The organism is Kitasatospora sp. NPDC093679 (assembly GCF_040683455.1).
Lineage (GTDB): Bacteria > Actinomycetota > Actinomycetes > Streptomycetales > Streptomycetaceae > Kitasatospora > Kitasatospora arboriphila.
The window spans coordinates 226,715-251,181 of sequence record NZ_JBFBDW010000001.1 but is presented as its reverse complement, the minus strand read 5'-3'; the positions used below and the strand labels follow the sequence as shown (position 1 = coordinate 251,181).

23 protein-coding genes and 1 pseudogene are annotated in these 24,467 nt (G+C 73.9%); 13 read left to right on the top strand and 11 right to left on the bottom strand.

Going from position 1 to position 24,467, the window contains the following annotated elements; all coding sequences use genetic code 11:
• Window positions 1-127: 127 nt before the first annotated feature.
• Window positions 128-2,644, top strand: a complete 2,517-nt coding sequence (locus AB0O09_RS01105; protein WP_363538904.1) for a DUF3516 domain-containing protein — start codon at window positions 128-130, stop codon at window positions 2,642-2,644.
• A gap of 160 nt (window positions 2,645-2,804) precedes the next feature.
• On the opposite strand, the gene AB0O09_RS01100 is transcribed toward AB0O09_RS01105, so the two are convergent.
• The gene (locus AB0O09_RS01100) at window positions 2,805-3,656 is read right to left on the bottom strand and encodes a hypothetical protein (RefSeq protein ID WP_363538902.1); all 852 of its coding nucleotides are present in this window, start codon (window positions 3,654-3,656) and stop codon (window positions 2,805-2,807) included.
• A gap of 199 nt (window positions 3,657-3,855) precedes the next feature.
• On the opposite strand from AB0O09_RS01100, the gene bioB reads away from it, so the two are divergent.
• From bioB to bioD, 3 genes and pseudogenes are all read left to right on the top strand, one after another.
• The gene (gene bioB, locus AB0O09_RS01095; protein WP_363538900.1) at window positions 3,856-5,106 is read left to right on the top strand and encodes a biotin synthase BioB; all 1,251 of its coding nucleotides are present in this window, start codon (window positions 3,856-3,858) and stop codon (window positions 5,104-5,106) included.
• On the top strand, window positions 5,106-6,401 hold the full coding sequence (locus AB0O09_RS01090; RefSeq protein WP_363538898.1) for an adenosylmethionine--8-amino-7-oxononanoate transaminase: 1,296 nt from the start codon (window positions 5,106-5,108) through the stop codon (window positions 6,399-6,401). The genes bioB and AB0O09_RS01090 overlap by 1 nt, the downstream gene beginning before the upstream one ends.
• Window positions 6,398-7,117 (top strand): annotated as a pseudogene (bioD, locus tag AB0O09_RS01085) (dethiobiotin synthase); the annotation flags it as partial. The gene AB0O09_RS01090 and the pseudogene bioD, both read left to right, overlap by 4 nt.
• A 33-nt stretch (window positions 7,118-7,150) precedes the next feature.
• Here bioD and AB0O09_RS01080 read toward each other — a convergent pair.
• The 4 genes from AB0O09_RS01080 to AB0O09_RS01065 all read right to left on the bottom strand — a co-directional run bounded on the left by AB0O09_RS01080 (window position 7,151) and on the right by AB0O09_RS01065 (window position 9,155).
• Window positions 7,151-7,672, bottom strand: coding sequence for an SRPBCC family protein (locus AB0O09_RS01080; RefSeq protein WP_363538896.1), 522 nt, complete (start codon window positions 7,670-7,672; stop codon window positions 7,151-7,153).
• Entirely contained in the window at window positions 7,669-7,989 is a 321-nt protein-coding gene (locus AB0O09_RS01075; RefSeq protein ID WP_030276664.1) for a metalloregulator ArsR/SmtB family transcription factor, read from the bottom strand. The genes AB0O09_RS01080 and AB0O09_RS01075 overlap by 4 nt, the downstream gene beginning before the upstream one ends.
• A 75-nt stretch (window positions 7,990-8,064) precedes the next feature.
• The gene (locus tag AB0O09_RS01070; protein ID WP_363538894.1) at window positions 8,065-8,373 is read right to left on the bottom strand and encodes an AzlD domain-containing protein; all 309 of its coding nucleotides are present in this window, start codon (window positions 8,371-8,373) and stop codon (window positions 8,065-8,067) included.
• The gene (locus AB0O09_RS01065; RefSeq protein WP_363538892.1) at window positions 8,373-9,155 is read right to left on the bottom strand and encodes an AzlC family ABC transporter permease; all 783 of its coding nucleotides are present in this window, start codon (window positions 9,153-9,155) and stop codon (window positions 8,373-8,375) included. Before AB0O09_RS01065 ends, AB0O09_RS01070 begins: the two co-directional genes overlap by 1 nt.
• 139 nt (window positions 9,156-9,294) lie before the next feature.
• Here AB0O09_RS01065 and AB0O09_RS01060 point away from each other — a divergent pair, with 139 nt between their 5' ends.
• Window positions 9,295-9,831, top strand: coding sequence for an XRE family transcriptional regulator (locus tag AB0O09_RS01060; RefSeq protein ID WP_263107840.1), 537 nt, complete (start codon window positions 9,295-9,297; stop codon window positions 9,829-9,831).
• A 31-nt stretch (window positions 9,832-9,862) separates the two neighbouring features.
• On the opposite strand, the gene AB0O09_RS01055 is transcribed toward AB0O09_RS01060, so the two are convergent.
• Window positions 9,863-10,288: a GNAT family N-acetyltransferase gene (locus AB0O09_RS01055; protein WP_363538890.1), complete on the bottom strand. Its 426-nt coding sequence runs from the start codon at window positions 10,286-10,288 to the stop codon at window positions 9,863-9,865.
• A 201-nt stretch (window positions 10,289-10,489) separates the two neighbouring features.
• On the opposite strand from AB0O09_RS01055, the gene AB0O09_RS01050 reads away from it, so the two are divergent.
• Both AB0O09_RS01050 and AB0O09_RS01045 read left to right on the top strand, forming a co-directional pair.
• Window positions 10,490-11,170 (top strand): methyltransferase, encoded by a 681-nt coding sequence (locus AB0O09_RS01050; protein ID WP_363538888.1) that lies wholly within the window; start codon window positions 10,490-10,492, stop codon window positions 11,168-11,170.
• Between the two features lie 278 nt (window positions 11,171-11,448).
• Window positions 11,449-12,609, top strand: a complete 1,161-nt coding sequence (locus AB0O09_RS01045) for an ROK family protein (protein ID WP_363538886.1) — start codon at window positions 11,449-11,451, stop codon at window positions 12,607-12,609.
• 75 nt (window positions 12,610-12,684) lie between these two features.
• On the opposite strand, the gene AB0O09_RS01040 is transcribed toward AB0O09_RS01045, so the two are convergent.
• Window positions 12,685-13,461, bottom strand: a complete 777-nt coding sequence (locus AB0O09_RS01040) for a GntR family transcriptional regulator (RefSeq protein ID WP_363538884.1) — start codon at window positions 13,459-13,461, stop codon at window positions 12,685-12,687.
• Window positions 13,462-13,716: 255 nt separating this feature from the next.
• Here AB0O09_RS01040 and AB0O09_RS01035 point away from each other — a divergent pair, with 255 nt between their 5' ends.
• Window positions 13,717-14,520, top strand: a complete 804-nt coding sequence (locus tag AB0O09_RS01035) for an exodeoxyribonuclease III (RefSeq protein WP_363538882.1) — start codon at window positions 13,717-13,719, stop codon at window positions 14,518-14,520.
• A 138-nt stretch (window positions 14,521-14,658) separates the two neighbouring features.
• Here AB0O09_RS01035 and AB0O09_RS01030 read toward each other — a convergent pair whose 3' ends face one another.
• The 4 genes from AB0O09_RS01030 to AB0O09_RS01015 all read right to left on the bottom strand — a co-directional run bounded on the left by AB0O09_RS01030 (window position 14,659) and on the right by AB0O09_RS01015 (window position 18,576).
• Entirely contained in the window at window positions 14,659-15,525 is an 867-nt protein-coding gene (locus AB0O09_RS01030) for a universal stress protein (protein WP_363538880.1), read from the bottom strand.
• Window positions 15,526-15,908: 383 nt separating this feature from the next.
• Window positions 15,909-16,805, bottom strand: coding sequence for a DMT family transporter (locus AB0O09_RS01025; protein ID WP_363538878.1), 897 nt, complete (start codon window positions 16,803-16,805; stop codon window positions 15,909-15,911).
• Window positions 16,806-16,896: 91 nt separating this feature from the next.
• Window positions 16,897-17,754, bottom strand: coding sequence for a universal stress protein (locus AB0O09_RS01020; protein ID WP_363538876.1), 858 nt, complete (start codon window positions 17,752-17,754; stop codon window positions 16,897-16,899).
• Between the two features lie 318 nt (window positions 17,755-18,072).
• Window positions 18,073-18,576 (bottom strand): class F sortase, encoded by a 504-nt coding sequence (locus tag AB0O09_RS01015; RefSeq protein ID WP_363538874.1) that lies wholly within the window; start codon window positions 18,574-18,576, stop codon window positions 18,073-18,075.
• Window positions 18,577-18,718: 142 nt separating this feature from the next.
• On the opposite strand from AB0O09_RS01015, the gene AB0O09_RS01010 reads away from it, so the two are divergent.
• The 5 genes from AB0O09_RS01010 (at window position 18,719) to AB0O09_RS00990 (ending at window position 24,180) form a co-directional block, all read left to right on the top strand.
• A complete protein-coding gene (locus tag AB0O09_RS01010) occupies window positions 18,719-19,549 on the top strand; it encodes an HAD-IIA family hydrolase (protein ID WP_363538872.1) in 831 nt (276 codons plus the stop codon).
• 3 nt (window positions 19,550-19,552) lie between these two features.
• Window positions 19,553-20,680, top strand: coding sequence for a CapA family protein (locus tag AB0O09_RS01005; RefSeq protein ID WP_363538870.1), 1,128 nt, complete (start codon window positions 19,553-19,555; stop codon window positions 20,678-20,680).
• A gap of 93 nt (window positions 20,681-20,773) precedes the next feature.
• Window positions 20,774-21,295, top strand: a complete 522-nt coding sequence (locus tag AB0O09_RS01000) for a nucleoside-triphosphatase (RefSeq protein ID WP_363538868.1) — start codon at window positions 20,774-20,776, stop codon at window positions 21,293-21,295.
• The gene (locus tag AB0O09_RS00995) at window positions 21,292-21,657 is read left to right on the top strand and encodes a hypothetical protein (RefSeq protein ID WP_363538866.1); all 366 of its coding nucleotides are present in this window, start codon (window positions 21,292-21,294) and stop codon (window positions 21,655-21,657) included. The genes AB0O09_RS01000 and AB0O09_RS00995 overlap by 4 nt, the downstream gene beginning before the upstream one ends.
• Window positions 21,658-22,044: 387 nt before the next feature.
• On the top strand, window positions 22,045-24,180 hold the full coding sequence (locus AB0O09_RS00990; protein ID WP_363538864.1) for a SpoIIE family protein phosphatase: 2,136 nt from the start codon (window positions 22,045-22,047) through the stop codon (window positions 24,178-24,180).
• The last annotated feature ends 287 nt before the right edge of the window (window positions 24,181-24,467 follow it).

The window sequence follows — 24,467 nt, the reverse complement described above, 5'->3', positions numbered from 1 at the left end:
GCCCGCTTCCGGCGCGGCCCCTCAGCTCGGCCGGACGGCGGCCGGACGGCGGCCGGGCGGGGGTCGAACGGCGGCCGGGCGGGGAAGGGCTTTGCCCGGGATGATCCGGAGCAGGCAAGATAGGCCGGTGACCCTCCTGGACCTGATGCCGAAGCCCGCCACCCCCGACGCCCTGTTCGAGACCTTCGCCGAGTGGGCGTCCGACCGCGGCATCACGCTGTACCCCGCCCAGGAGGAGGCGCTGATCGAGCTGGTCTCCGGGAACAACGTGATCCTGGCGACCCCGACCGGCTCCGGCAAGAGCCTGGTCGCCGCCGGCGCGCACTTCGCCGCGCTCGCCGAGGGCAAGCGGACCTTCTACACCGCGCCCATCAAGGCCCTGGTCTCGGAGAAGTTCTTCGACCTCTGCAAGATCTTCGGCACCGAACAGGTCGGCATGATGACCGGCGACGCGAGCGTCAATCCGACCGCGCCGATCATCTGCTGCACCGCCGAGGTGCTCGCGCAGATCGCACTGCACGACGGGGACCGGGCCGACATCGGCCAGGTCGTCATGGACGAGTTCCACTTCTACGCCGAGCCGGACCGCGGCTGGGCCTGGCAGATCCCGCTGCTGGAGCTGCCGCAGGTGCAGTTCCTGCTGATGTCCGCCACCCTCGGCGACGTCCGCCGCTTCGAGGAGGACCTCACCCGGCGCACCGGCCGCCCGACCGTGGCCGTCCGCTCGGCGACCCGCCCGGTGCCGCTCTTCTACGAGTACCGGCGCACCACCCTGCACGACACCCTGGAGGAGCTGCTCACCACCGGGCAGGCGCCGGTGTACGTCGTGCACTTCACCCAGAAGGAGGCGGTGGAGCGGGCGCAGTCGCTGATGAGCATCAACATGTGCACCAAGGCGGAGAAGGACGCCATCGCCGCCCTGATCGGCAACTTCCGCTTCACCACCAAGTTCGGCCGCAACCTCTCGCGCTACGTCCGCCACGGCATCGGCGTGCACCACGCCGGCATGCTGCCCAAGTACCGCCGGCTGGTCGAGCGGCTCGCCCAGGCCGGCCTGCTCAAGGTCATCTGCGGCACCGACACCCTCGGCGTCGGCGTCAACGTGCCGATCCGCACCGTGCTCTTCACCGCCCTCTCCAAGTACGACGGGCAGCGGGTGCGGGTGCTGCGGGCCCGCGAGTTCCACCAGATCGCCGGCCGGGCCGGCCGGGCCGGCTTCGACACCGTCGGCCAGGTGGTCGCGCAGGCCCCCGAGCACGTGGTCGAGAACGACAAGGCGCTCGCCAAGGCCGGCGACGACCCGAAGAAGCGCCGCAAGGTCGTCCGCAAGAAGGCTCCCGAGGGCTTCGTCGGCTGGTCGGAGGAGACCTTCGAACGCCTCATCGCCGCCGACCCGGAGCCGCTGGTCAGCCGGTTCAAGGTCAGCCACGCCATGCTGCTCTCGGTCATCGGCCGGCCCGGCGACGCCTTCGCCGCCATGCGCAAGCTCCTCACCGACAACCACGAGGACCGCGCCGCGCAGCGCCGCCACATCCGCTCGGCGATCGCGATCTACCGCTCGCTGCTGGAGGGCGGCGTCGTCGAGCAGTTCGACGAGCCTGACGCCGAGGGCCGCCGCGTCCGCCTCACCCTGGACCTCCAGGAGAACTTCGCGCTCAACCAGCCGCTGTCCACCTTCGCGCTGGCCGCCTTCGACCTCCTCGACCAGGAGTCCCCCTCGTACGCGATGGACGTCGTCTCCGTGGTCGAGGCGACGCTGGACGACCCCAGGCAGATCCTCGCCTCCCAGGAGAACAAGGCGCGCGGCGAGGCCGTCGGCGAGATGAAGCGCGACGGCATCGAGTACGAGGAGCGGATGGCCCGGCTCCAGGAGATCACCTACCCGAAGCCGCTCGAGGAGCTCCTCGGCCACGCGTACGAGGTGTACCGGCGGGCGCACCCGTGGATCGGCGACCACCCGCTGGCGCCCAAGTCCGTCGTCCGCGACCTGTACGAGCGGGCGATGACCTTCACCGACTACGTGGGCTTCTACGAGCTCGCCCGGACGGAGGGCATCGTCCTGCGGTACCTGGCCGGCGCCTACAAGGCGCTGGAGCAGACCGTCCCCGACGACATCAAGACCGACGACCTCAAGGACGTCATCGCCTGGCTCGGCGAGCTCGTCCGGCAGGTCGACTCCTCGCTGCTCGACGAGTGGGAGCAGCTCGCCAACCCGACCGAGCCGGAGGCCGCCGAGGTCCGGCTCGACGAGAAGCCGGCGCCCGTCACCGCGAACGAGCGGGCGTTCCGGGTGCTGGTGCGCAACGAGATGTTCCGCCGGGTGGAGCTCGCGGCGCTCGAGCACTACGACGAGCTGGGCGAACTCGACGGCGAGTACGGCTGGGACGGCGACCGCTGGGCCGACGCGATGGACGGGTACTGGGAGGAGTACGACGACCTCGGGACGGGGCCGGACGCCCGGGGGCCGAAGATGCTGATGATCGAGCAGGTCGAGGACGAGGGCCTCTGGCGGGTCCGGCAGATCTTCGACGACCCGGCGGGCGACCGCGACTGGGGCATCTCCGCCGAGGTCGACCTCTTCGGCTCCGACGAGGAGGGCCGCGCCGTCCTCCGCGTCACCGCCGTCGACCGCCTGGGCGGCTGACGGCCCCTCCCGAGGGGAGCACCTCAGGGGCGCGGGGAACTGCGCAATGCGGGAGTGGTGCACTGTACGAACCGGGGCTGCCCTGGTTCTGTGCAGTTCGCCGCATCCGGATTGCGCAGTTCCCCGCGCCCCTGACTGCTTGCCCCCGAAGGGGTTCTTCCTACATCCAGAGGAAGGGGGTGCGGGCGGTGTAGGAGAGGGCGCGGGTGGCCTTGTCCAGGGTCTGGTCGCCGGGGACGAGGGTGGTGCGCTGGTCGGTGTAGCGGGAGACGGTGACGGTCAGGTAGTGGCCGACCGGCTCGACCCGGGCGACGCCGGCGGGCTTGGGCGGGGGTGTGGCCGCGGTGGGCGACGGGGGCGTCGTCCCGGCCGGGGCGCTCGCGGCGCCGGACACGACGGCCGCCGGGCTGCCCGTCGCGGTCGGCGAGGGCGTCGGGGACGGCGCCGGCGCCGCGGACTCGGCGGTGAGGAAGGCGAGGGCGGCCGGGTCGGCGAGCGCCTGACGGGCCTTCTGCGCGCTCTGTTCGTCGGCGAAGCGCAGGACGGTCACGCTGCTGACGACCTGCTGGTCGGCGTTGGTGTAGCCGACGGAGACGTACGCCTGGCAGCCGGTGTCCTTCAGCGGGTTCTTCTCGCGGTCGAGCAGGACCTCGGTGCAGTCGGCGCCTTCGCGGGCGGCCGTGCGGTGCGCCTGGACGCCGTTCTGGTCGACGGTGCGCTGGCCGGGGAAGTAGTGGTCGGCGGTGAAGCTCTGGGCTTCCGTCAGCGGCTGCTCGGAGGCGAGGCCGGGGGCCGGCTGGTACTTCTTGGACTGGCCGCTGGTGCTGCCGAGGCCGGGTATGAGGTCACCGGGGTTGGGCCGGCTGACCACCCAGCCGACGGCGACCGCCGCGACGGCGAGGGCGCACCACAGGGCGGTGCGGCGGCGGCCCCGTCCGTGTCGGCGCGGTTCGGCGGTCGTCCCGCCGTCGTGTCCGGCCGCGGTCTGGTCGGGCTCCCCCTGCGTGGTCATGCGGGAGATTCTAAGCAGGTGATCGGTCCGGCCCGGAGGGAGGGCCCTGCCGCAGGGGCGCTGCGCGCACGAAGGGGGCGTACGTGACCTGCGCCACTACCGTCTGCGGCGGCACTGTGACAACTCGCACACCGCCGAGCGGATCTTCTGGCGGGTTCCCTCTGGCGGAAGGCGACGCGGCACGGGCAGGATCGAGCGCATGGATCTGCTCGACACCCTCACCGCCAAGGGCCTGCGCCGGGAACTGCCCACCCGGGAGGAGGCGCTGGCCGTCCTCGCCACCACGGACGACGAACTCCTGGACGTCGTCGCGGCCGCCGGCAAGGTCCGCCGCCAGTGGTTCGGCCGGCGGGTCAAGCTCAACTACCTGGTGAACCTGAAGAGCGGCCTCTGCCCGGAGGACTGTTCGTACTGTTCGCAGCGGCTCGGTTCGAAGGCCGAGATCCTCAAGTACACCTGGCTGAAGCCGGAGCAGGCGGCCGAGGCGGCCGCCGCGGGCCTCGCGGGCGGCGCGAAGCGGGTCTGCCTGGTCGCCAGCGGCCGCGGCCCGACGGACCGTGACATCGACCGGGTGGCCGACACCATCGCCGCCATCAAGGACGCCGACGCGCAGGTCGAGGTGTGCGCCTGCCTGGGCCTGCTCTCCGACAACCAGGCGGAGCGGCTGAAGGCGGCCGGCGCGGACGCGTACAACCACAACCTCAACACCTCCGAGGCCACGTACGGCGACATCACCACCACCCACACCTACGCGGACCGGGTGGACACCGTGCAGAAGGCGCACGGTGCGGGCCTGTCGGCCTGTTCGGGTCTGATCGCGGGCATGGGCGAGAGCGACGAGGACCTGGTCGACGTGGTGTTCGCGCTGCGCGACCTCGGCTCGGACTCGGTGCCGGTCAACTTCCTGATCCCCTTCGAGGGCACGCCGCTGGCACAGGAGTGGAACCTCAGCCCGCAGCGCTGCCTGCGCATCCTGGCGATGGTCCGCTTCGTCTGCCCGGACGTCGAGGTTCGGATCGCCGGCGGCCGCGAGGTGCACCTGCGCTCGCTGCAGCCGCTGGGCCTGGAGATCGCCAACTCGATCTTCCTGGGCGACTACCTGACGAGTGAGGGCCAGGCCGGTCAGGCCGACCTCGACATGATCAAGGACGCCGGCTTCACCGTGGAGGGCGCGGGCGAGCGCACCCTGCCCCGGCACCGCGCGGACGCGGTCGCGGGCGGCTGCGGCGGCGCCGCCGCCTCGGCCTGCGGCACCGAGGCGCACGCGTGCGGCACCGGCGGCTGCGGCCCGTGCGGCGGGCATGCCGAGCCGGCCGCGACCGGGGCCCCGGCGCAGGCCGAGGCCGGGGCGAAGGCCCTGATCGAGGCGGAGTCCTCGGATGAGGCCCGGACCGACCTGGTGCGGGTGCGCCGCCGCGGCGCGGGCACCGAGCTGGCCCCGAACGCCTGATGGCCGACGTCCAGCACCTGCTCGGCCTCGACCGGGCGCACGTCTGGCACCCGTACGGGCCCATGCCCGGCACCGTCACCCCGTACGTGGTGGAGTCCGCGTCCGGGGTGCGGCTGCGGCTCGCCGAGCCTGCGGGCGGTCACCGGGAACTGATCGACGGCATGTCCTCCTGGTGGGCGGCGATCCACGGCTACCGGCACCCGGTGCTGGACGAGGCGGTGCGCGAGCAGCTCGGCCGGATGAGCCACGTGATGTTCGGCGGGCTCACCCACGAGCCCGCCGTCCGGCTGGCGGCGACGCTGGTCGACATCACGCCGGAGCCGCTGCGGCACGTCTTCCTCGCCGACTCCGGCTCGGTCGCGGTCGAGGTGGCGTTGAAAATGTGCCTGCAGTACTGGCGGTCGGTCGGCCGCCCGGCCAAGCGCCGGGTGCTGACCTGGCGGGGCGGCTACCACGGTGACACCTTCCACCCGATGTCGGTCTGCGACCCGGACGGCGGGATGCACCACCTGTGGGGCGGCGTGCTGCCCCGTCAGCTGTTCGTTCCGGAGCCGCCGGCCGGCTTCGACGCGCCGCTCGACGAGGCGTACGCGGGCGTGCTCGCCGACCTGGTCGCGCAGCACGCGGACGAGCTGGCCGCGATCATCGTGGAGCCGGTGGTGCAGGGTGCGGGCGGGATGCGCTTCCACTCCCCCGGCTACCTGCGGCTGCTGCGCGAGCTGTGCGACGAGCACGGCGTGCTGCTGGTCTTCGACGAGATCGCCACCGGCTTCGGCCGCAGCGGGGCGCTGTTCGCGGCGGACCACGCCGGGGTGTCGCCGGACGTGATGTGCCTGGGCAAGGCGCTCACCGGCGGCTACCTGACGATGGCCGCGACGCTGTGCACCGCGGAGGTCGCCGACGGCATCAGCCGCGGCGAGGTGCCGGTGCTGGCGCACGGTCCGACGTTCATGGGCAACCCGCTGGCCGCGGCCGTCGCCAACGCCTCGATCGGGCTGCTGCTCGGCCGGGACTGGCAGCTGGAGGTCAAGCGGATCGAGGCCGGGCTGTCCGCCGGGCTCGCGCCGCTCGCGGACGCCCCGGGCGTGCTGGACGTGCGGGTGCAGGGCGCGATCGGCGTCGTCCAGCTGGACCACCCCGTCGACATGGCGGCGGCCACCGAGGCCGCCGCGCGCGAGGGCGTGTGGCTGCGGCCCTTCCGCGACCTGGTCTACACGATGCCGCCCTACGTGACGGACGATCAGGACCTCGCGCGGATCGCCGCCGGTGTCGCGGCCGCGGCGGTGGCCGGATGAGCGTGCTGTTCGTGACGGGCACCGGGACGGAGGTCGGCAAGACCGTCGTCACGGCGGCGGTGGCCGCCCTCGCCCGGGGGCCGGTGGCCGTGCTGAAGCCCGGTCAGACCGGGGTCGCCCCCGCGGAGGCCGGGGACGTGGCCGAGGTGGTCCGGCTCACCGGGCGCGGCCTCACCGTCCGCGAGCTGGCCCGCTACCCCGAGCCGCTCGCCCCCGACACCGCGGCCCGGCGGGCCGGCCTGCCCGCCGTCCACCCGCAGCAGGTCGCGGAGGCCGTCGCCGAACTGGCGGAGGACCACGCGCTGGTGCTGGTGGAGGGTGCGGGCGGGCTGCTCGTCCGCTACGACGAGGACGGGCACACCCTCGCCGACATGGCGCTCGCCGCGGCCGGGCTCGGCCTGGAGCCGTCCGTGCTGGTGGTGGCGACGGCCGGGCTGGGCACCCTCAACACGACGGCGCTGACCGCGGAGGCCCTGGCGGCCCGCGGGCTGCGGCTGCACGGTGTGGTGATCGGCGCGTGGCCGGACGAGCCGGACCTGGCGATGCGCTGCAACCTCGCCGACCTGCCGGTGGCCTCGGGCGCTCCGCTGCTCGGGGCGCTGCCCGCCGGGTGTGCCGCGGTGGGCGGCGGGCCGTTCGTGTCGGCGGCCCGCGCCGCGCTGGCCCCGGCGCTCGGCGGCAGCTGGGACGCGGACGCCTTCACCGCCGCGCACGCGGTACCCGCACCGGCACGCGTATCGGACAGGCCGTCACTGGGCGAGCGTCTTGCCCGTCTCCAGCAGCGACTTGAGGTCGCTGAGCACCCAGCTCCAGCCGCCGCCCCCGCCCATCTGCTCGTCGTCGTGGGCGCCGCTGACCAGCGCGGCGAGCTGCGGGGCGCCGGCCAGCTCGTGGGTCACGGTGAGCCGGGTGGAGCCGTTCTTCTCCGCCAGCTCGTAGGTGAGCCGGGTGAAGCCCTCGGCGGCCAGTCGCGGGTCCATGGCCATCCGCCAGGTCAGCACGAGCTTGCGCGGCGGGTCGGCCTCGACGACCTCGCCGTCGACGACGGTCTCCGGGACGGGGAAGCCCATCTCCTTGGACCCCTCGACCATCGCCGGCCCGGGCAGGGTGCGGTAGGCGGCGCCCGGGGTGAAGTCGTAGTCGGTGAGACCGCCGTAGCCGTAGCGGTCGGTCCACTCGGGCTTGGTGATGGCGTCCCACACCTGCTCGGGGGAGGCCTTGATGTAGACGCGGTAGACCTGGGTGGTCGCCGCGCTGTCGGTCCCGCTCATGAGTCCTTCTCCAACTCTGCCTTGAGCTCGGTCAAAGCGGTCACGTGACGTTCGGTGTACTTGTCGATCCAGCGGTCGTGGATCAGCCGGATCGGCACGGGATTGAGGAAATGGAGCTTCTCGCGGCCCGACTTCCGGGACACCACGAGGCCGGCGTCCTCCAGCACGCGCAGGTGCTTCATGACGCCGAACCGCGACATCTCCAGCTCCGACTCCAGCTCGGTGAGCGTCCGCCCGTCCCGGGCGAAGAGCAGGTCGAGCAGGAACCGGCGGGTCGGGTCGGCCAGCGCCTTGAACACCAGGTCGTCGTCGGACACGCCTCCAGAATAGGTGACCATTTGGTCACATGTCCACCGGGGCGCGCCCGCTTCCGTGCCGCTGCGTCGACGCGGTCAGGCGACGCCGCAGAGCCGGAGCACCGCGGTCGTCCCGGCCGCCGCCGCGACGACCAGCGGGAAGGGCGCCCGGCGCAGCACCAGGACACCGGCCACCAGCACCCCGGCCGGCCGGGCCCAGCCGGCGAAGCCCTGGCCCTGGGTGAGGGCCGCGGTCGCCACCAGGGCGATCAGCAGAACGGCGGCGGCGGTGGAGAGCAGCCGCTCCAGGGCCTCGGAGAGGTGCAGCCGGTCGCGGAGCACCGGACCGGCGAGGCGGAAGCCGTAGGTGCCGGCGGCGAGCAGCAGGATGGCGAAGAGCGGCATCAGCGGGCCTCCCCCACCGGTGCGGGACGGGATCCGGACAGGGGCCCGGCCCCGGGCTCCGGGTCGGCTTCGGGCTCGGTCCCGGGCCCGGGCATGCGGGCCGGGGTGCGGCGCAGCGCGGCCCGGGCGGCCGGGACGAGCGCGGCCAGCGCCAGCAGGACGGGCAGGCCGGCCGGCAGGAAGGGCGTGGCGGCGATCGCCGCCACGGCGCCGACCAGGGCCGGGTTGCGGACGGACCGGTCGGCGAGCGAGGGCAGCACCAGGGCCAGCAGGACGGCGGGGAAGGCCGCGTCCAGCCCGAGCGCGTCGGTGTCGCCGATGGCGCCGCCGGCCATCGCGCCGAGCAGGACGGCGAGGTTCCAGACCGCGAACAGGGCGACGCCGCAGATCCAGAAGGCGGCGCGACGGGCCTTCGGGTCGCGCTGCAGCAGGGTGAACGCGGCGGACTCGTCGGTGAGCATCTGGGCACCGAGCAGCTTGGCCCGCCAGCCGCCGCCGAGGACGTCGGCGACGGCGAAGCCGAAGGGCAGCAGCCGGGCGTTGAGGACGAGGCCGGTGACCACCGCGGCGATCGGGCCGCCGCCGGCGAGCACGACGCCGACCGCGGCGAACTGCGAGCCGCCGGCGAAGACCAGCAGGGACATGGCGACCGGCACCCAGGCCGGCAGCCCGCCGGAGACGGCGATCGCGCCGAAGGAGGCGCCGACGAGGGCGTCGGCGAGACAGACCAGGGCGATGTCGCGGAGCGTGCCGCGATCGAGTGTTCGCATTGCCGAACGCATGTCCATTAGAATGAACAGCAACCTCGGCGTTCGTCAAGCCGAACGGACAGTAGTCTGGAGCGAACACGTGGACCCTGTGGACAGCGTCCCTGCGGACGGCGCGGCGGCCCCGGGCGGGCACCGGTCCTCCCTCGACCTGATCGCCCTGATCTCCGCCTCGATCCGCCGCGAACGGGAGCGGGCCGGGCTCTCCATGGCGGAGCTCGCCCGCCGGGCGGGCATCGCCAAGTCGACGCTCTCGCAGCTGGAGGCGGGCGCCGGCAATCCGAGCGTGGAGACCCTGTGGGCGCTCGGCGCCGCCCTCGACGTGCCGTTCAGCCGCCTGGTCGACCCGCCGCGGCCGCAGGTCCGCATCGTCCGGGCCGGCGAGGGCCCGGTCACCTGGTCCGAGCGGGCCGACTACGCGGCCACCCTGCTCGCGTCCTGCCCGCCGAACGCGCGCCGGGACATCTACCGGATCGACGCCCAGCCGGGCGGCGTCCGCCGCTCCGACCCGCACCTGCCCGGCTCGGTGGAGCACGTGGTGATCGGCACCGGCCGGGCCCTGGTCGGCCCGGCCGCGGCTCCGGTCGAGCTCGGCCCGGGCGACTACATCGCCTACCCGGGCGACGCGCCGCACGTCTTCGAGGCGCTGGAGCCGGACACCACGGCGACGCTCACCATGGAGCACGTCTGACCGGACGGCCGGCTGCCCCGCCCCGCGGGCCTCAGCCCGCCAGCGGGCGCACCCAGCGGCGCCACTGCTCCTCGCGCCGGTAGCCGGCGCCGGCCCAGGCCCCCTGGCCTAGGGTGTTGTGCTCCAGCACCATGGCGTCGGCGCGGCGGCCGCCCAGCTCGGCGAACCTCGCCTCGGCCGCCGCGATCAGCGCGCCGCCGACCCCGCGGCGGCGCAGCCCCGGGTCGACCGCCAGCCGGTAGAGGTGGCAGCGCCAGCCGTCGAAGCCGGCGATCACCGTGCCCGCGAGCACCCCGTCCAGCTCGGCGACCAGCAGGGCCTGCGGGTCCCGTTCGATCAGCCGGGCCACGCCGGCCTCGTCGTCGGTGATGCTGGTGCCCTCGGCGGCCCGGGCCCAGAAGGCGAGCAGGGCGGGGATCTCGTCGGGGCGCGCGGTACGGATCGCGATGTCGGTCATGCGCCCCTGTCTAACAGCCGCGCTCCGGCCCGACGCAACATTCCACAGGGTGGGACGGGGCGGCTGACCTCGCGTCACCCGTCCCGTAGGCTCGGGCCACCCCCGCCTGTGCGACACCCCGCGAGGAGCACCGTGCCGACCGCACCCATCGCAGCCCCTGCCCCCGGCCCCGCCCGGTCCGCCCTGTCCACCCGGTCCGCCGTGACCGGTTCCGATCCGGCGGGCTCCGATCCGGCCTGCGGCGCGGCGGAGTTCGTCCGCTCGCAGACCGCGCTCGGCGCGGTCCCGTTCGTCCCCGAGGTCCGGCTGCACCTGGCCGAGGAGGCGATCGGGCTGTGGGAGCGCACCGAGTCCGCGAAGGGCGAGGTCGGACTGCCGCCGCCGTTCTGGGGGTTCGCCTGGGCCGGTGGCCAGGCCGTGGCCCGCTACGTGCTCGACCACCCGGAGACGGTCGCGGGCCGGGCCGTGCTGGACCTCGCCGCCGGCTCCGGACTGGTCGGCATCGCCTGCTCCCTGCGCGGCGCCGCCTCCGTCACCGCCGCCGAGATCGACGCGTACGCGGTCGCCGCGATCGGCCTCAACGCCGCGGCGAACGGCGTGCGGATCGACGCGCGCTGCGCCGACCTGCTGCCGGGCGACGGCTCGCCCGCCGAGGTGGTGCTGGCCGGCGACGTCTTCTACGAGCGGGCCATGGCCCAGCGGGTGCTGCCGTTCCTCCGGCGCGCCCGTGCCCGCGGCGCCCTGGTGCTGGTCGGCGACCCGGGCCGGGCGTACCTGCCGCGCGAGCACTTCACCGAGGTCGCCTCGTACCGGGTGCCGGTGGTGGCGGATCTCGAGGACGCCCCGGAGAAGACCTCGGTGGTGTGGCGCCTCGACGGCTGAGCCGACCCGGGCCCGCCGCCGCGCCGCCCGGGCCCGCGTCGGCGGGCGGCCGCGCCGGAGCGTCACCGCCTTCGTACCGTTTCCATACCGAATACGTGATGAGCTGCGGAAACGCTCGCGGCCCGAGGGGTGCCCGAGTACCATCCCGGCTGACGCCCCGGGGTGCGCGCGCCGTTGTGCCGTGCTGCCCGCGGCGGACTCTCGCGGGGCAACGGAGGTCACCGCGCACTCGGCACCGCGCGCCAGAGCTGTCGCGCGAACGCGGGAAGGGCGGCGACGTGGCGGATCGGCTCACCGGAGGGGACTCCTCGCTGCTGCGTCGGATCAACGCGGCGGTCACCCTGCGGGCGCTGCGCGACGGACAGACCGTCACCCTGACGCAGCTCGTCGGCGACACCGGGCTCTCCCGGCCGACCGTCGAGGGCGTCATCGAGGGCCTGATGGAGTCCGGTCTGGTCGCCGAGGTCGAGCAGGGCCTGGACGGCGGCGGACGCCGCGGCCGGCCCGCCCGCTGGTTCCGGTTCCGCGCCGAGGCCGGGCACGCGCTCGGCATCGAGGTCGGCGTGCACGACGTCCGGGTGGTGCTGGCCGACCTCAGCGGCGAGATCCTCGCCGGTCACTCCAAGCCCGTCGACGAGGCCCTCGACGCCGAGGAGCGGCTCGGCGTCATGCGGACGACCGTCGCCGAGGTGCTGCGCAAGACCGGCGTCCTGCGGGACAGCCTGTGGGCCGTCGCCGTCGGCACCCCGGGCATCGTGGACGGCGAGGGCACCGTCCGGCTCAGCACCGCCGTGCCCGGCTGGACCGGCCTCGACCTCGGCGCCCGGCTGCGCCGCTCGTTCCGCTGCCCGGTCGTCATCGAGAACGACGCCAACCTCGCCGCGATCGCCGAGCACTGGAAGGGCGCCGCGGTCGGCAAGGGCGACGTCGTCTTCGTCATGGCCGGCCTCAGCCCCGGTGCCGGCTCGCTGATCAACGGGCGGCTGCACCGCGGGTACGGCGGTGCGGCCGGCGAGATCGGCGCCCTGCACCTGCTCGGCCAGGAGGCCACCCCGGAACGGCTGCTCTCCACCACCGGCAAGCCGCTCGACCCGCTGGACGAGGCGGCGGTCGCCCGGGTGCTGCGGCTGGCCCGGGAGGGCGACGCGGTCGCCCGGGACGCCATGGACCGCTTCCTCGGCCGGCTGGTGCACGACGTGGCGGCGCTCGTCCTCGCCTTGGACCCGCAACTGGTGGTGGTCGGCGGCTGGGCGGCCGGGCTGGACGGCGTCCTGGAGCCGCTGCGCGAGCGGCTCGGACGGTTCACCCTGCGGGCGCCGGAGGTGGCGCTGGCCGCGCTCGGCAGCGAGGTCGTGGCGACCGGGGCGCTGCGGGTGGCGCTCGACCACGTGGAGGAGCAGCTGTTCGCGGTCGACCCGCCGGTGGCCGGCCCGCGCTGACCCGGCGTCCGGGCACACGCGAGAAAGCGGGCCGTCCGGGGTCGGACGGGCCCGCCTTCCGTCGTCGAACAGGTGTCAGGCGGAGCGGACCGCCTCGACCGGGGTGACCTCGACGGCGCCGGTCTCGCCGAAGGTGAGCTTGCAGGTGTCGGCACGGTAGGTGCAGACGGCGCGGGCGATGTGCCGGCCGGCGGACGCGTACACGGTGGTGACCACCAGCACCGGGGTGCCCGGCGGGCGCTCCAGCAGAGCGGCCTGCTCGGCCTCGGCGACGCCCAGCTCGACCGTGCGGGACTCGCCGTCCACCCCGCAGCGCTCCAGCTGGCGGAGCACCGAACGGGCGCGCTCGCCCTCGGCCGTCGAGCCGACCAGCTGCGGCAGCGCGGGCAGGTGCGGCACCGCGGAGTCGGGGACGTGCAGCGACTCGGTCGCCATCACCCGACCCTGGACGAGGCGCACCCGGCGCACGGTGTGCACCGTCTCGCCGGGCAGGACGCCGAGCTCGGCGGCCAGCCGGGCCGGGGCGGGGGCGCTGGTGCAGTCGACGATCCGCCAGGACTGGTTGCGCGAGGCGCTGGGCCAGCCCTCCTCGCTGCTGCTCACCGGGACGCCGACCCGCGGGGCGGCGATCACGGTGCCGATGCCGCGGCGGCGGACCAGCCGGCCCTCCAGCTCCAGCTGGTCGAGCGCCTGGCGCAGCGTCGCCCGGGCCACGCCGAAGCGGGCGGCGAGCTCGCGCTCGTTGGGCAGCACCTGGCCGGCGGAGAACTCCGAGTCGATGGTGCGCACCAGGACGGTGCGCAGGTGCCAGTACTTCGGCTCGGGGGCCGCCGCGAGCTGTCCTTGCGCCACCGTGTCCTCCGCCCTGAAGGTGTGGGGCCGCCCGGTCCCTCCCCGGTTTCGGCAGGTGGGGAGGGTGGGCTTTATCCGTCCTTCTTTATTAAAGGTCTTTGCAGTAAGCAGACCCTAGGGGGTGGCGGACGAGATGGTCAAGACCAATGACCGGGCTTGACCGGAACACGGCCACTCGCCGACCGCTCGTGATCCGCGCCACGGCGGAGCCGGACCGCTTCGGCGAACGGCCGGGGCGGCCGGTACCCTCCCGGGGTGATCGTGGTTTCGACAGTCAACGTCAACGGCATCCGGGCGGCCGCCAAGAAGGGCCTCACCGAGTGGCTCTCCGGCACCAAGGCCGACGTCGTCTGCCTGCAGGAGGTCCGGGCCGAGGCCGACCAGCTGCCGTCCGAGATCAAGGACATGGAGGGCTGGCACGCGGTCTGGGCGCCGGCCGCCGCCAAGGGCCGGGCCGGCGTGGCGGTGCTCTCCCGCCGGGCGCCGGAGCGCACCGCGGTCGGCTTCGGCTCCACCGAGTTCGACGGCTCCGGCCGGTACGCCGAGATCGACCTGCCGGGCCTCACGGTCGCCAGCCTCTACCTGCCCTCCGGCGAGGTCGGCACCGAGCGCCAGGACGAGAAGGAACGCTTCATGGCGGAGTTCCTCGTCCACCTCGACAGCCTGAAGCGGCGGGCCGCCGAGGAGGGGCGCGAGGTGCTGGTCTGCGGCGACTGGAACATCGCCCACCGCGAGGACGACCTCAAGAACTGGCGGGCCAACCGGAAGAACGCCGGCTTCCTGCCCGAGGAGCGGGCCTGGATGACCCGGCTCCTCGACGACGTCGGCTACGTGGACGTCGTCCGCGCCCTCCACCCCGACCAGGCCGGGCCCTACACCTGGTGGTCGTACCGCGGCCGCGCCTTCGACAACGACTCGGGCTGGCGCATCGACTACCACATCGCGTCCGCGGGCCTCGCAGCCCGCGCCATCGACGCCACCGTCGAACGCGCCGCCGCCCACGCCGAACGCTGGTCCGACCACGCCCCGGTCACCGTGGTCTACGACGACAAGGTCTGACCCGACACTCCGGCGCCGCCGGCCTGGCCGCCGGATCCGCACTGCCGGCCACCGTGCCGTTCTGCCTCCGGACGCTCCCCCCGGGGCGGGTCCCGTGATCACACCGTTCGCCCGTCGGAGCGGGCCCGCACGCGCGCATCAGGGGTGGGCCACGATGGCGACAGGCGCAGCAGAGCGGTGTATCACGGCGTGGGCCACGAGACCGATGTGACTGCCGTGCACAGCCGTGTGGACGCGCCGGCCGATCACGACGAGGTCCGCGCGGTCCGCCGCGCCGACGAGCAGGTGAGCGGGGGAGCCGATGGGAGTTCGCTCCGCGACGTCGACCGATGGGAACTTCTCCCGCCAGGGGGCCAGGATCCGGGTGAGCTGCCGTGCGATGTCCGGGCCCATCTCCCGGTGTGCTGCCACAAGTGCCCCCGCGTCACGGACCACGGGCGGAATGGACCATGCGTGCAACGCCACCACGCGGTCGCCACGCCGGGCGGCCTCTGCGAAACCGAAGTCCAGGAGGGAGCCGCAGTCGTGGTGGATGTCCACGCCCACGATCAGGTCGCGGGAGGGAGCGATCGGGGCTGATCGCTCGGGTGCGGCCTGTTGATCGGCGACTCGCACCAGCACGACGGGTCGCTCCGTCGAGCGGACCATCTCCATCGCGACCGACCCGAGCAGGAAGCCCATGGTGCCGCTCGGGCCGCGCGAGCCGAGGACCAGGAGATCGGCCCCGGCGGCCGCCTCGGTCAGCACGGTGGCCGGCCGCCCGGACAGCAGCCGTGTGCCGACCTGCAAAGAGGGGTGTTCCCGCCGTACCGTCCGAGCGGCCTCGGCCAGGAACCCCTCTGCCCTGCGGTGTGCGGCACTGGTGTCCACGGCCTCTGCGGCGGCTGGATGCGGTTCTTCGTACGCGTGCACGAGGTGCAGGGGCACACCGCGCAGCATCGACTCCTGCGCCGCCCACTCGGCCACGGCGCCGCTCTCGGGCGACCCGTCGATGCCGGCAGTCACACCTCGGAACACTGAGTGAACCCCTTCGAGCACGTGACGTGCCGTAGTAGCGACGATCGGACCGTCGTCCCCCGGCGTCGCCCGGGGCGGCAGCCCTGCGATCGGGCGACGTGTCGCTCGTGGACTCCGGTCTCCTCCCGGGGTCGGGGCCGGCATCGCCGCACGACATATTCGGGATGTCCAGTATGTCGATTCGCTTGTGGCAGTGCTCGGCGTCGCTTCCTGCCGGGGCCGGCCGCTACGAGTGGTACGCGGACGGCACCCGGCCGGTCCGTGAGCCGGGTGGGCACCGCCCGTCACCCTCGTCGACGGCGGGCGCGGGCGGCGGGCCAGCCGGTCCTGCGCTGCCGAGCCGGGTGTCGAACGTTCGCAATCGTCGCCGATCAGGTCCGCCCGGTCCGGGGCGGTTCTTCGGGGGGCGATTCGAGCGGCCGCGCCAGGGGCGACCGCGCCAGGAGCACGATGCCGACCACGGCGACCAGCGCTCCGAGCACCTGGATGAGGAGGGCGCCGGCGGAGGAGGCGAGTCGTTCGTCGAACACGACGATGCCGATCAGGACTCCGCCGATCGGCTCGATGGTGTCGATCAGCGGGAGGCTGATCGCCAGGGAGCCGGCCTGGAAGGAGCTCTGGGACAGGACGAGGCCCGTGATTCCGACCCCGAGCAGCGCGTAGGGCTCCCAGTGGGTGAGGGCGCCCAGACCGTCCGTCCGAAGCCGCCCCGAGGTGCCTTTTGTCAGGCTGTCCAACAGGGCGAACATGGACGCCGCGGCCGCGGCGTACAGGCCCGTCCGCAACCTGCCTCTGCTTCTCAATCCCACGGCGACGAGGAGCGTCACCGTGCACGCGACGCCGAAGAGCACCGGGAGCCAGTCGCGCAGGGACGCCACCGCCGTCCCCGCGGAGGCCGGCGGCAGCACGGTGACGAACGCGGCCACCCCACCGGCCGTGCAGGCGATGCCGAGCTGCTCCGGCCGGGTCAGGCGCTCCGAGCGTCGCCAGGCGAGCAGAGGCAGGGCGAAGGCCAGGTCGGTGGCCGCCACCGGCTGGACCAGTACCAGCGGGCCGAAGGCCAGGGCGAGGCCCTGCATGACGTAGGAGAAGACGGTCAGGGCCATGCCCGCCAGCCACAGCGGCTGCCGCGCGAGGTTGAGCAACAACCGAAGGTGCAGGGATTGGTCCCGCGGCGCTCTGCTTGCCGCGTACTGCTGCACGACCGATGCGACGCCGAAGCACACGGCGGACATCAGCGCGGCCAGCACCGCGACAAGGATGTTCATGCGGCAAGTCTTGCCGCCGACGCGCGTGCCCGTCCTGCGGACACGCGCGCTCGCACGGTGACTCCAGCCGCGGTAGTGGCGCCCGGCGAGGTCAGGGCCGAGCGGGAGGCGATGTCGGCACGATCACCACCGGACAGTGCGCGTGGTGCAGCAGGCCGTGCGGCACGGAGCCGAGCCGCATCCCGGTGAACCCGCCCCGGCCGCGCCGTCCCACGACGACCGCCAGCGCCCCCTCGGAAGCCTTCACCAGCTCCTCCACGGGGTGCCCGCGTACGACCCGACGGGTCGCCGAGACGCCCGGGTGCGCCTCCGCCTGTTCGGCCACCGCATCGAACAGCAGCCGACGGCACTTCTGGAGTACGACGACCTCGTCCATGGCCTCCAGCAGCGACGGCTGCCAGACCCACAGCGCCCGCACCTCGGCATCACGAGCCGCGGCGTCCTCGAAGGCGTGCCGGAGGGCGGCTCGGGAGGTCTCGCTGCCGTCAACCCCGGCGACGAGGTACGGCGGCTCATCGGTGGGGCCGCCGCGCTCCAGCACCACGGCCACCGGACAGGCGGCCTGAGCACTGACCGGAACGGCCACCGAGTTCCCGCTGAGGAACTCCTCCAGCCGGTTCAGCCCCCGCGAGCCGACCACGACCAGGCACGCGTCGTGCGACTCGTGGCACAGCGCCCGGCCCGGGGAGTCGTCCGCCAGGACGGTCGTGACTTCGAGACCGGGACGCCCGTCGGCGGCCAGCAGAGAGGCTTCGTCGAGCGGCCGACGCCCGGTCTGCCGTCGCCCGGCGTCACCGGCGCCGTGACGGCCGGGTGACGTCGCATGCAGCAGCCGCAGCGGCACCCCACGGCGCTCGGCCTCCTCGGCCGCCCAGACCACGGCCGACCGCGCGCTGTCCCGGGCGTCCACACCGACGACGACCGGGCGGGAGTCTCCAGAGGTGGCCATCTCTCCTCCTACCCGTTCACTCCGCTGCCCTTCGAACCGTACGGAAGCGGGCTCGACCGCCGACAGGGCCGAGCGGACTCGAACGGGTGGGCCGGACGCCCTGTCGGACGGCTCGTTCGTGGTCGCCTACGGAACCACCCACGTGGTCGCCCGCCAGGTGACCTGGTCGGGCACCGTTCACCATGTCCCTCCGTCACCGCCGGGAGGGAGTCGGCACCGTTTGCCGGCCACGCGTTCCGGTGACCGTCGCCCACGACCACAAGCTCTGAACCGACGGCCCCGGCGCGGGTGGCGCCGGGGCCGTCGGGGCCCGGCCGGTCAGGCCGGCACCGCCCTGCTGAAGTGGGCGAAGACCACCACGCTTCCCTGGTAACCGGTGCTCTTGGTGTAGGCACCACCGCAGGTGATCAGGCGTAGTTGGGGCCGGTCCGCGTCGCCGTACACCTGATCGCCGGGCACGGCGTTCTTCGGGTAGACCTCGACGGCGTCGACGGTGAACTCCGCGGTGCTCCGGTCGGCCCGGACGATGTCGATGACGTCGTCCCGGTGCAAGGCACCCAGACCGTAGAAGACCGCCGGGCCCTTGACCGTGTCCACATGCCCGTCGATGACCGCCGGGCCCTTGACCGTGTCCACATGCCCGTCGATGACCGCGTTCCCGACGGTGCCCGGGGCCGCGCTCTGCCGGTACCAGCCGGCGAGGTTGCGGTCGTCCGCCGACGGCGCCGGCAGGTTCCCGGCCGCGTCCACGTCGACCTCGGTGACCGGCGCGTCGACGCCGATCCTCGGGATGCGGATGCGGACGGGCTTCGAGAACCCCATCCCGACCGCGGCGCCCTCGGGGATTCACCAGGTCAGCGGACCGGCCGGTCGCCCGATCTGCTCAACCTCCGGCCCGCCGGGCCCGACGGTCACCCGGGAGCCGGAACGTGCCGCACGACCGGGTCGGCGCTAGGGTCGGCCCATGCGGCACCGCACCACGACGACCGTCAGCGCGGCCCTGATCGACATCGACGGGGTGCTCACGGTGTCCTGGAACCCGCTTCCCGGAGCTGTCGAGGCGCTGGAACGGCTCCGGGAGATGGGCCTGCCCTTCCTGCTCCTCACCAACACGACCTCACGCACCAGGGCCTCGATCGCGGCGGCCCTCGCCGGTGCGGGATTCCCGGTCTCGGCCGAGTCCGTCCTCACCGCACCCGGCGCCACCGCGGCCTTCCTGGCGGAGCGCTACCCCGGTGCCCGCTGCATGCTGCTCAACAGCGGCGACGTCCGGGAGGACCTGACCGGGGTGGCCCTGGCCGAGGACGACGAAGCCCCGGAGGGGCCGCAGGGGGAGGACGTGGACGTCGTCCTGGTCGGCGGTGCCGGACCCGAGTTCGGCTATCGCGCCCTCAACCGCGCGTTCGGCCACCTCCAGCGGGGTGCCCGCCTCGTCGCCATGCACCGCAACCTGTACTGGCGCACCGACCGCGGCCTGCAGCTCGACGGCGGCGCCTTCCTGTCCGGCCTGGAGCAGGCCTCGGGTCGGCGGGCCGAGGTCGTCGGCAAACCCGCTGCCACCTTCTTCACCGGGGCGCTGGCCCGGCTGGGGGTCGAGGCGGACCGGACGCTGATGGTGGGCGACGACATCGAGTCCGACGTGCTCGCCGCCCAGCGATGCGGCATCGGCGGCGTTCTCGTGAGGACCGGGAAGTTCCAGGACCGTGCGCTCCGCGACGCCGACGGAACCCCCGACCACGTCATCGACTCCGTCGCCGATCTGCCGGCCCTGGTGGAGCGGTCGGACCGGCGCTGAACCGTGGACGCCGACGTCGTGACGCTGTTCCTCTGCGGGGACGTGATGCTCGGGCGCGGCGTCGACCAGATCCTGCCGCACCCGGGTGCTCCGGGGCTGCGGGAACCGTACGTGCGGGATGCGCGGGACTACGTCGGGTCGGCGGAGGCCGCGAACGGCCCGATCCCCCGCCCGGTCGACTTCTCGTGGCCCTGGGGCGAGGCCCTGGCGCTGCTCGACCGGGCCGCGCCCGACGTCCGGGTGCTGAACCTGGAGACGGGAGTCACCCGGAGCGACGCCTTCGCGCCGGGCAAGGACGTGCACTACCGGATGAATCCGGCGAACGTTCCCTGTCTGGCCGCGGCCCGGCCCGACGTCTGCGTGCTGGCCAACAACCACGTGCTGGACTTCGGCGTCCCCGGGCTCCGGGAGACGCTGGCCGCCCTGGCGGGTGCGCGGTTGCGCACGGCGGGAGCGGGGCGGGACGCGGGCGAGGCCCGGCGGCCCGCGACCGTCGAGACCGCCGGCGGCCGCCGGGTGCTGGTCTTCGCCTTCGGAACCGCGTCCAGCGGGATTCCGTCGACCTGGGCCGCGTCCGAGCATCGGGCCGGCGTCCACGTCGTCTCCGAGGCGTCCAGCGCCGACGCGGCCGGGGTCGTCGACCGGGTGCAGCGGGTCAAGCGGCCGGGCGACGTCGTGGTCGCCTCGATCCACTGGGGTTCCAACTGGGGCTACCAGGTCTCCCGGGAACAGGTGCGCTTCGCGCACACGCTGATCGACGGCGGTGTCGACGTGGTGCACGGGCACTCCTCGCACCATCCCCGTCCCGTCGAGTTCTACCGTGGACGGCTGATCCTCTACGGGTGCGGCGACTTCATCGACGACTACGAGGGCATCGCCGGCCACGAGCAGTACCGCGACGACCTGCGGTTGCTGTACTTCGTCTCGGTGGAGCCCGACGGCGGGGAAGCGGTCGAGGTGCACGTGGCACCTGCACGGGCCCGCCGGATGCGGCTGGAACACGCCTCCTTCGAGGACACGCAGCACGTGCACGACACCCTCGACCGGGTCAGCCGCGGCTTCGGCGTACGCGTGGGTCGCGGGCCGGACGGCATGCTGGCGCTCCTCGCCGCACGGGGGAAGCAGGCGTGAGGGGAGGACTCCCGGGGCCGGGTGGATCGGCCTCCCTGCGCGGTGGGAGGCTGGGAGCAGGGCTCGAGCGCCGACGACCGATCCGAGCACGTGATGCCCACGAGGATTCTGCTGGAGGGGCGCCCCGGCAGCGGGAAGACGACCGCGATCCGCCGGCTGGCGGCGTTGCTGCGCACCCGGGAGGCCGTCGGCTTCACCACGGAGGAGATCCGTGAGGGCGGCGCCCGGGTCGGTTTCGTTCTGGAGACGCTGACGGGCCGCAGGGGTGTGCTCGCCCGGGTCGGGTTGCCGGGGCCTTTGCGGGTCGGTCGGTACGGCGTCGACATCGGCGTGATGGAAGGGCTCGCGGTGCCCTCGCTCGCGACGCCCCTGGAGCCCGGCACGCTCGTGCTCGTCGACGAGCTCGGGCGGATGGAACTGGCGTACCCCCCGTTCCGGGACGCCGTCCGGGCCGTGTTCGCGGCCGACGTGGACGTGGTCGCCACCGTGCACGCACAGCACGGCCCCTTCACCGACGTCCTCAAGCGCCGTAGCGATGTCGAGCTGATCCGGCTGACCCGGGCGAACCGGGACGTCCTCCCGGCGCGACTGGCGACGCGGCTGGAGGGACGGTGAGCGGCGCCGTGCCCCACCGGGGCCGGGCGGGCGCCGCGATCGTCCGACGACGCGACGGCTGGCGGGCCGGGCTCCTGACCGCCTCCGGCCGGTGGGCCGAGCGCGCCGGCCGGTGCGCCGATCGGACCGGCCGGGGCGTCGAACGGTGCCGCAGGTGGGCGCGCGAGGGCTCGCAACGGCCGGGGGAGCTGGCACCGCCGTCGTGGTTCTTCCTCGCCCTGCCGTTCGGCATCGGCTGGTACCGGGTGACGGGTGGCGCTGCGCGGGCCTGGTGCGTACTGGCCCGCCGGGTGTGCCGGGTCGTCGCCGGAGCCCTCTCCGGGGTGCTCACCGCCGTGGCCCTCGTCCTGTCACGGCTGTGACCACCGGACGGGCGTCCGCACCGCCTCCCGAAGGGACCCGCGCCCGGGGTGCCGGAGCGGCCGACGGGGAGCTCCGGCGGTGTGGACGGGTTCCCGGGTGTTCCGTCTCGCTCCCGTCCCGGGTCCGCCTGCGTACCGGTCGCCTTCTCGCCCCGCTCCCGCCCGGAGGATCGGCACGAAGGCCTGGACCACGGCTCACGCGTCGATGCCGAGCCGTCGCCCCGTGGATAGACTGACCACGCGTTCCAGGAACGGACCCGGCGCGGCGGCGGAGCACTCACGCGCCTCGCCGTCGCACGTGTACGCCGCTCTCCGGGACCGCACGGCGATGGCGGGCCTGTCGCGGACGATCCGGCAGCGGGCCATCGATCGGACGGGAGCCCTGCCATGGCGAGCACGTCCAGGTCTCCGGACGGCTACGACCCCGAAGTCACCCTTCCCGCGTCCGCGCGCGCTCCTTCGCCGTCGTCGGGCTCCCCCGGTGACGCCGAGCCGACCGCGGCCAACGATCGGCTGGCGCTCAACGGCATGGGCAGCTTCGACTGGGACCTCGACGAGGGCACCTACCACCTCGACGACGTGGGCCTGGAGGTGTTCGACCTACGGGCCGACGAGTTCGACGGAGTGCCCGCGTCGCTCTCCGCCCGGGTGCTGCCGGCGGACGGCGAACGGCTCGAGAACGCCGTGTCGCTCGCGCTGCGGGAGGGACACCTGACCTTCGCGTCCTACTTCCGCCTGGTCTGCCGCGACGGAACCCTGCGCTGGGCCCACACGCAGGGGCGCATCCTGCGCGACCCGCAGGCGCACCCGTACCGCATCGTCGGCATCGTCCGCAACGCCGAGGAGGAGCTGGCCCACGCCGAGGGGATGCGTGCGCTCGCTGCCGACCGGCGCCGGCAGACCGACTCCGTACGCGCCACCACCGAAGCCCTCGCCCGCGCCGTCACCGTCCGCGACGTGACCAACGTGCTGACCGACAGCGAGGGGCTGCGACGGTTCGGGGCGGACGGGCTGGCCCTCGGGCTGGTGGACGGGGACGTCATGCGCCTCGTCGCCGTGACCGAGCAACCGTCCGCCGAGCTCAGGGCCCGGGACGACCTGTCGCTGACCCACCTGGAGGACGCGCTGCCGCTGTCCGAGGCCGTGCTCACCCGGCACGCGCGGTTCGTCGGCACCAGCGAGGAGCTCACCACCCGCTACCCCCGGCTGCTGCCCTACGCCGAGGAGATGGGGATCGAGGCGGCGGCCTTCCTGCCCCTCGCCGCCCAGGCCCGCACCATCGGCGCACTGGGCCTGTTCTACCGCGACAGGCACCACTTCAGCACCGAGGACCGCAACATCTGCATCGCGCTCAGCAGCGCCGTCGCGCAGTCCCTGCAACGCGCCATGCTCTTCGACCAGGAACGCGAATTCGCGACCACGCTCCAGACCACCATGCTGCCGCGCCGGATCCCCGAGATCAACGGCGGTGAGGTGGCCGTCCGCTACCGCGCCGGCCGCAGCGGACGCGAGGTGGGCGGGGACTGGTACGACGTCATCCCCCTGCCGGGTCGGCGGGTGGGTCTCGTGGTCGGCGACGTGGAGGGGCACGACAGCCACGCGGCCGCCATCATGGGTCAGTTGAGGATCGCCCTGCGGGCCTACGCCACCGAGGGACACACTCCCGCCACGGTCATGGCCCGCGCGTCCAGGTTCCTCGCCGACCTCGACACCGAGCGGTCCGCGACGTGCATCTACGTCGACGCCGACCTGGAGACCGGAACCCTGCGCCTGGTGCGGGCCGGCCACCTCGAACCACTCGTGCGGCACAGCACCGGCCGTACCGGCTGGGCCGGCGTCCGCGGCGGCCTCCCGCTCGGCGTGGCCACGGTCTTCGGCCAGGACGGCTACCCCGAGACCCGTCTCGACCTCAACCCCGCGGACACCCTGCTCCTGTGCACCGACGGCATGGTCGAGCACCCCGGTCGGGACATCGCGGACGGCATCGAAGCGCTCGCCGCCGCCATGCGCGCCGGTCCGCTCGGCACCGAGGCGCTCGCCGACCACCTCTGCGGCGGCCACCCGAGCCGCCTCGGCAGCAGCGACGACGTGGCGCTCCTGCTGCTGCACCGCGCCGCCGAACCCGGTGCGCACGCCACCCGGCAGATGACCCAGCACGTCCACCAGGCAGATCCGGAAGGGCTGGCGGAGACCCGGGCCATGCTCCGCCAGGCCCTGGCCGGGTGGGGTGCGACCGACCTCGTGTCCGACGTCGAACTCGCTGCGGACGAACTGATCACCAATGCCCTGGTCCACACCGACGGGGGCGCACTGCTCACCATCGAACTCCGGGCCGGGACCACCCCCTGCATCCGCCTGGAGATCCAGGACCGCTCCAGCGTCCTGCCGCGCCGCCGGGTCCCCGGCGAGACCGCGACCTCCGGCCGCGGCCTGCTGCTGGTGGACGCCCTCAGCGGAAGCTGGGGCGTCGAGCCGCTCGGCAGCGGGAAGAACGTCTGGTGCGAATTCCCGCTGGCGAGTTGACCGCCTGACGGCGGTTCACCTGCGTGGCCGCTCCGTCCGTCCACGTGGCCGCCGACGGCCCGGGCTGCGAGGCGGCCCGGGGCCGCGACGGTGGTTCGCGCCGTCGACCGACCCGTACGTGCCGAGACGACTCGGGGAGCGGGGAGCCGATCGGCCCGCTCGTGGTCAAGACGCTGTGCGACCCGGGGACGGCCACGGGCACCGTCGACGGCCTCGGGTGGTGCCCCGGATGCGGCGGCCGGGGGTGGGTGCCCTCCGAACCCCGCGGACGGTCCTGAGCCCACGGC

Bases quoted from the DNA above. Each gene is read 5' to 3' on its own strand.
- AB0O09_RS01055 (WP_363538890.1), bottom strand. From the start codon at position 10,288: ATGACCGACATCGCGATCCGTACCGCGCGCCCCGACGAGATCCCCGCC.
- AB0O09_RS01070 (WP_363538894.1), bottom strand. From the start codon at position 8,373: ATGCCGCTCTTCGCCATCCTGCTGCTCGCCGCCGGCACCTACGGCTTC.
- AB0O09_RS01065 (WP_363538892.1), bottom strand. From the start codon at position 9,155: ATGCGTTCGGCAATGCGAACACTCGATCGCGGCACGCTCCGCGACATC.
- AB0O09_RS01000 (WP_363538868.1), top strand. From the start codon at position 20,774: ATGCCCACGAGGATTCTGCTGGAGGGGCGCCCCGGCAGCGGGAAGACG.
- AB0O09_RS01080 (WP_363538896.1), bottom strand. From the start codon at position 7,672: ATGAGCGGGACCGACAGCGCGGCGACCACCCAGGTCTACCGCGTCTAC.
- AB0O09_RS01010 (WP_363538872.1), top strand. From the start codon at position 18,719: ATGCGGCACCGCACCACGACGACCGTCAGCGCGGCCCTGATCGACATC.
- AB0O09_RS00990 (WP_363538864.1), top strand. From the start codon at position 22,045: ATGGCGAGCACGTCCAGGTCTCCGGACGGCTACGACCCCGAAGTCACC.
- AB0O09_RS01100 (WP_363538902.1), bottom strand. From the start codon at position 3,656: ATGACCACGCAGGGGGAGCCCGACCAGACCGCGGCCGGACACGACGGC.
- AB0O09_RS01020 (WP_363538876.1), bottom strand. From the start codon at position 17,754: ATGGCCACCTCTGGAGACTCCCGCCCGGTCGTCGTCGGTGTGGACGCC.
- bioB (WP_363538900.1), top strand. From the start codon at position 3,856: ATGGATCTGCTCGACACCCTCACCGCCAAGGGCCTGCGCCGGGAACTG.
- AB0O09_RS01090 (WP_363538898.1), top strand. From the start codon at position 5,106: ATGGCCGACGTCCAGCACCTGCTCGGCCTCGACCGGGCGCACGTCTGG.
- AB0O09_RS01015 (WP_363538874.1), bottom strand. From the start codon at position 18,576: ATGGGGTTCTCGAAGCCCGTCCGCATCCGCATCCCGAGGATCGGCGTC.
- AB0O09_RS01025 (WP_363538878.1), bottom strand. From the start codon at position 16,805: ATGAACATCCTTGTCGCGGTGCTGGCCGCGCTGATGTCCGCCGTGTGC.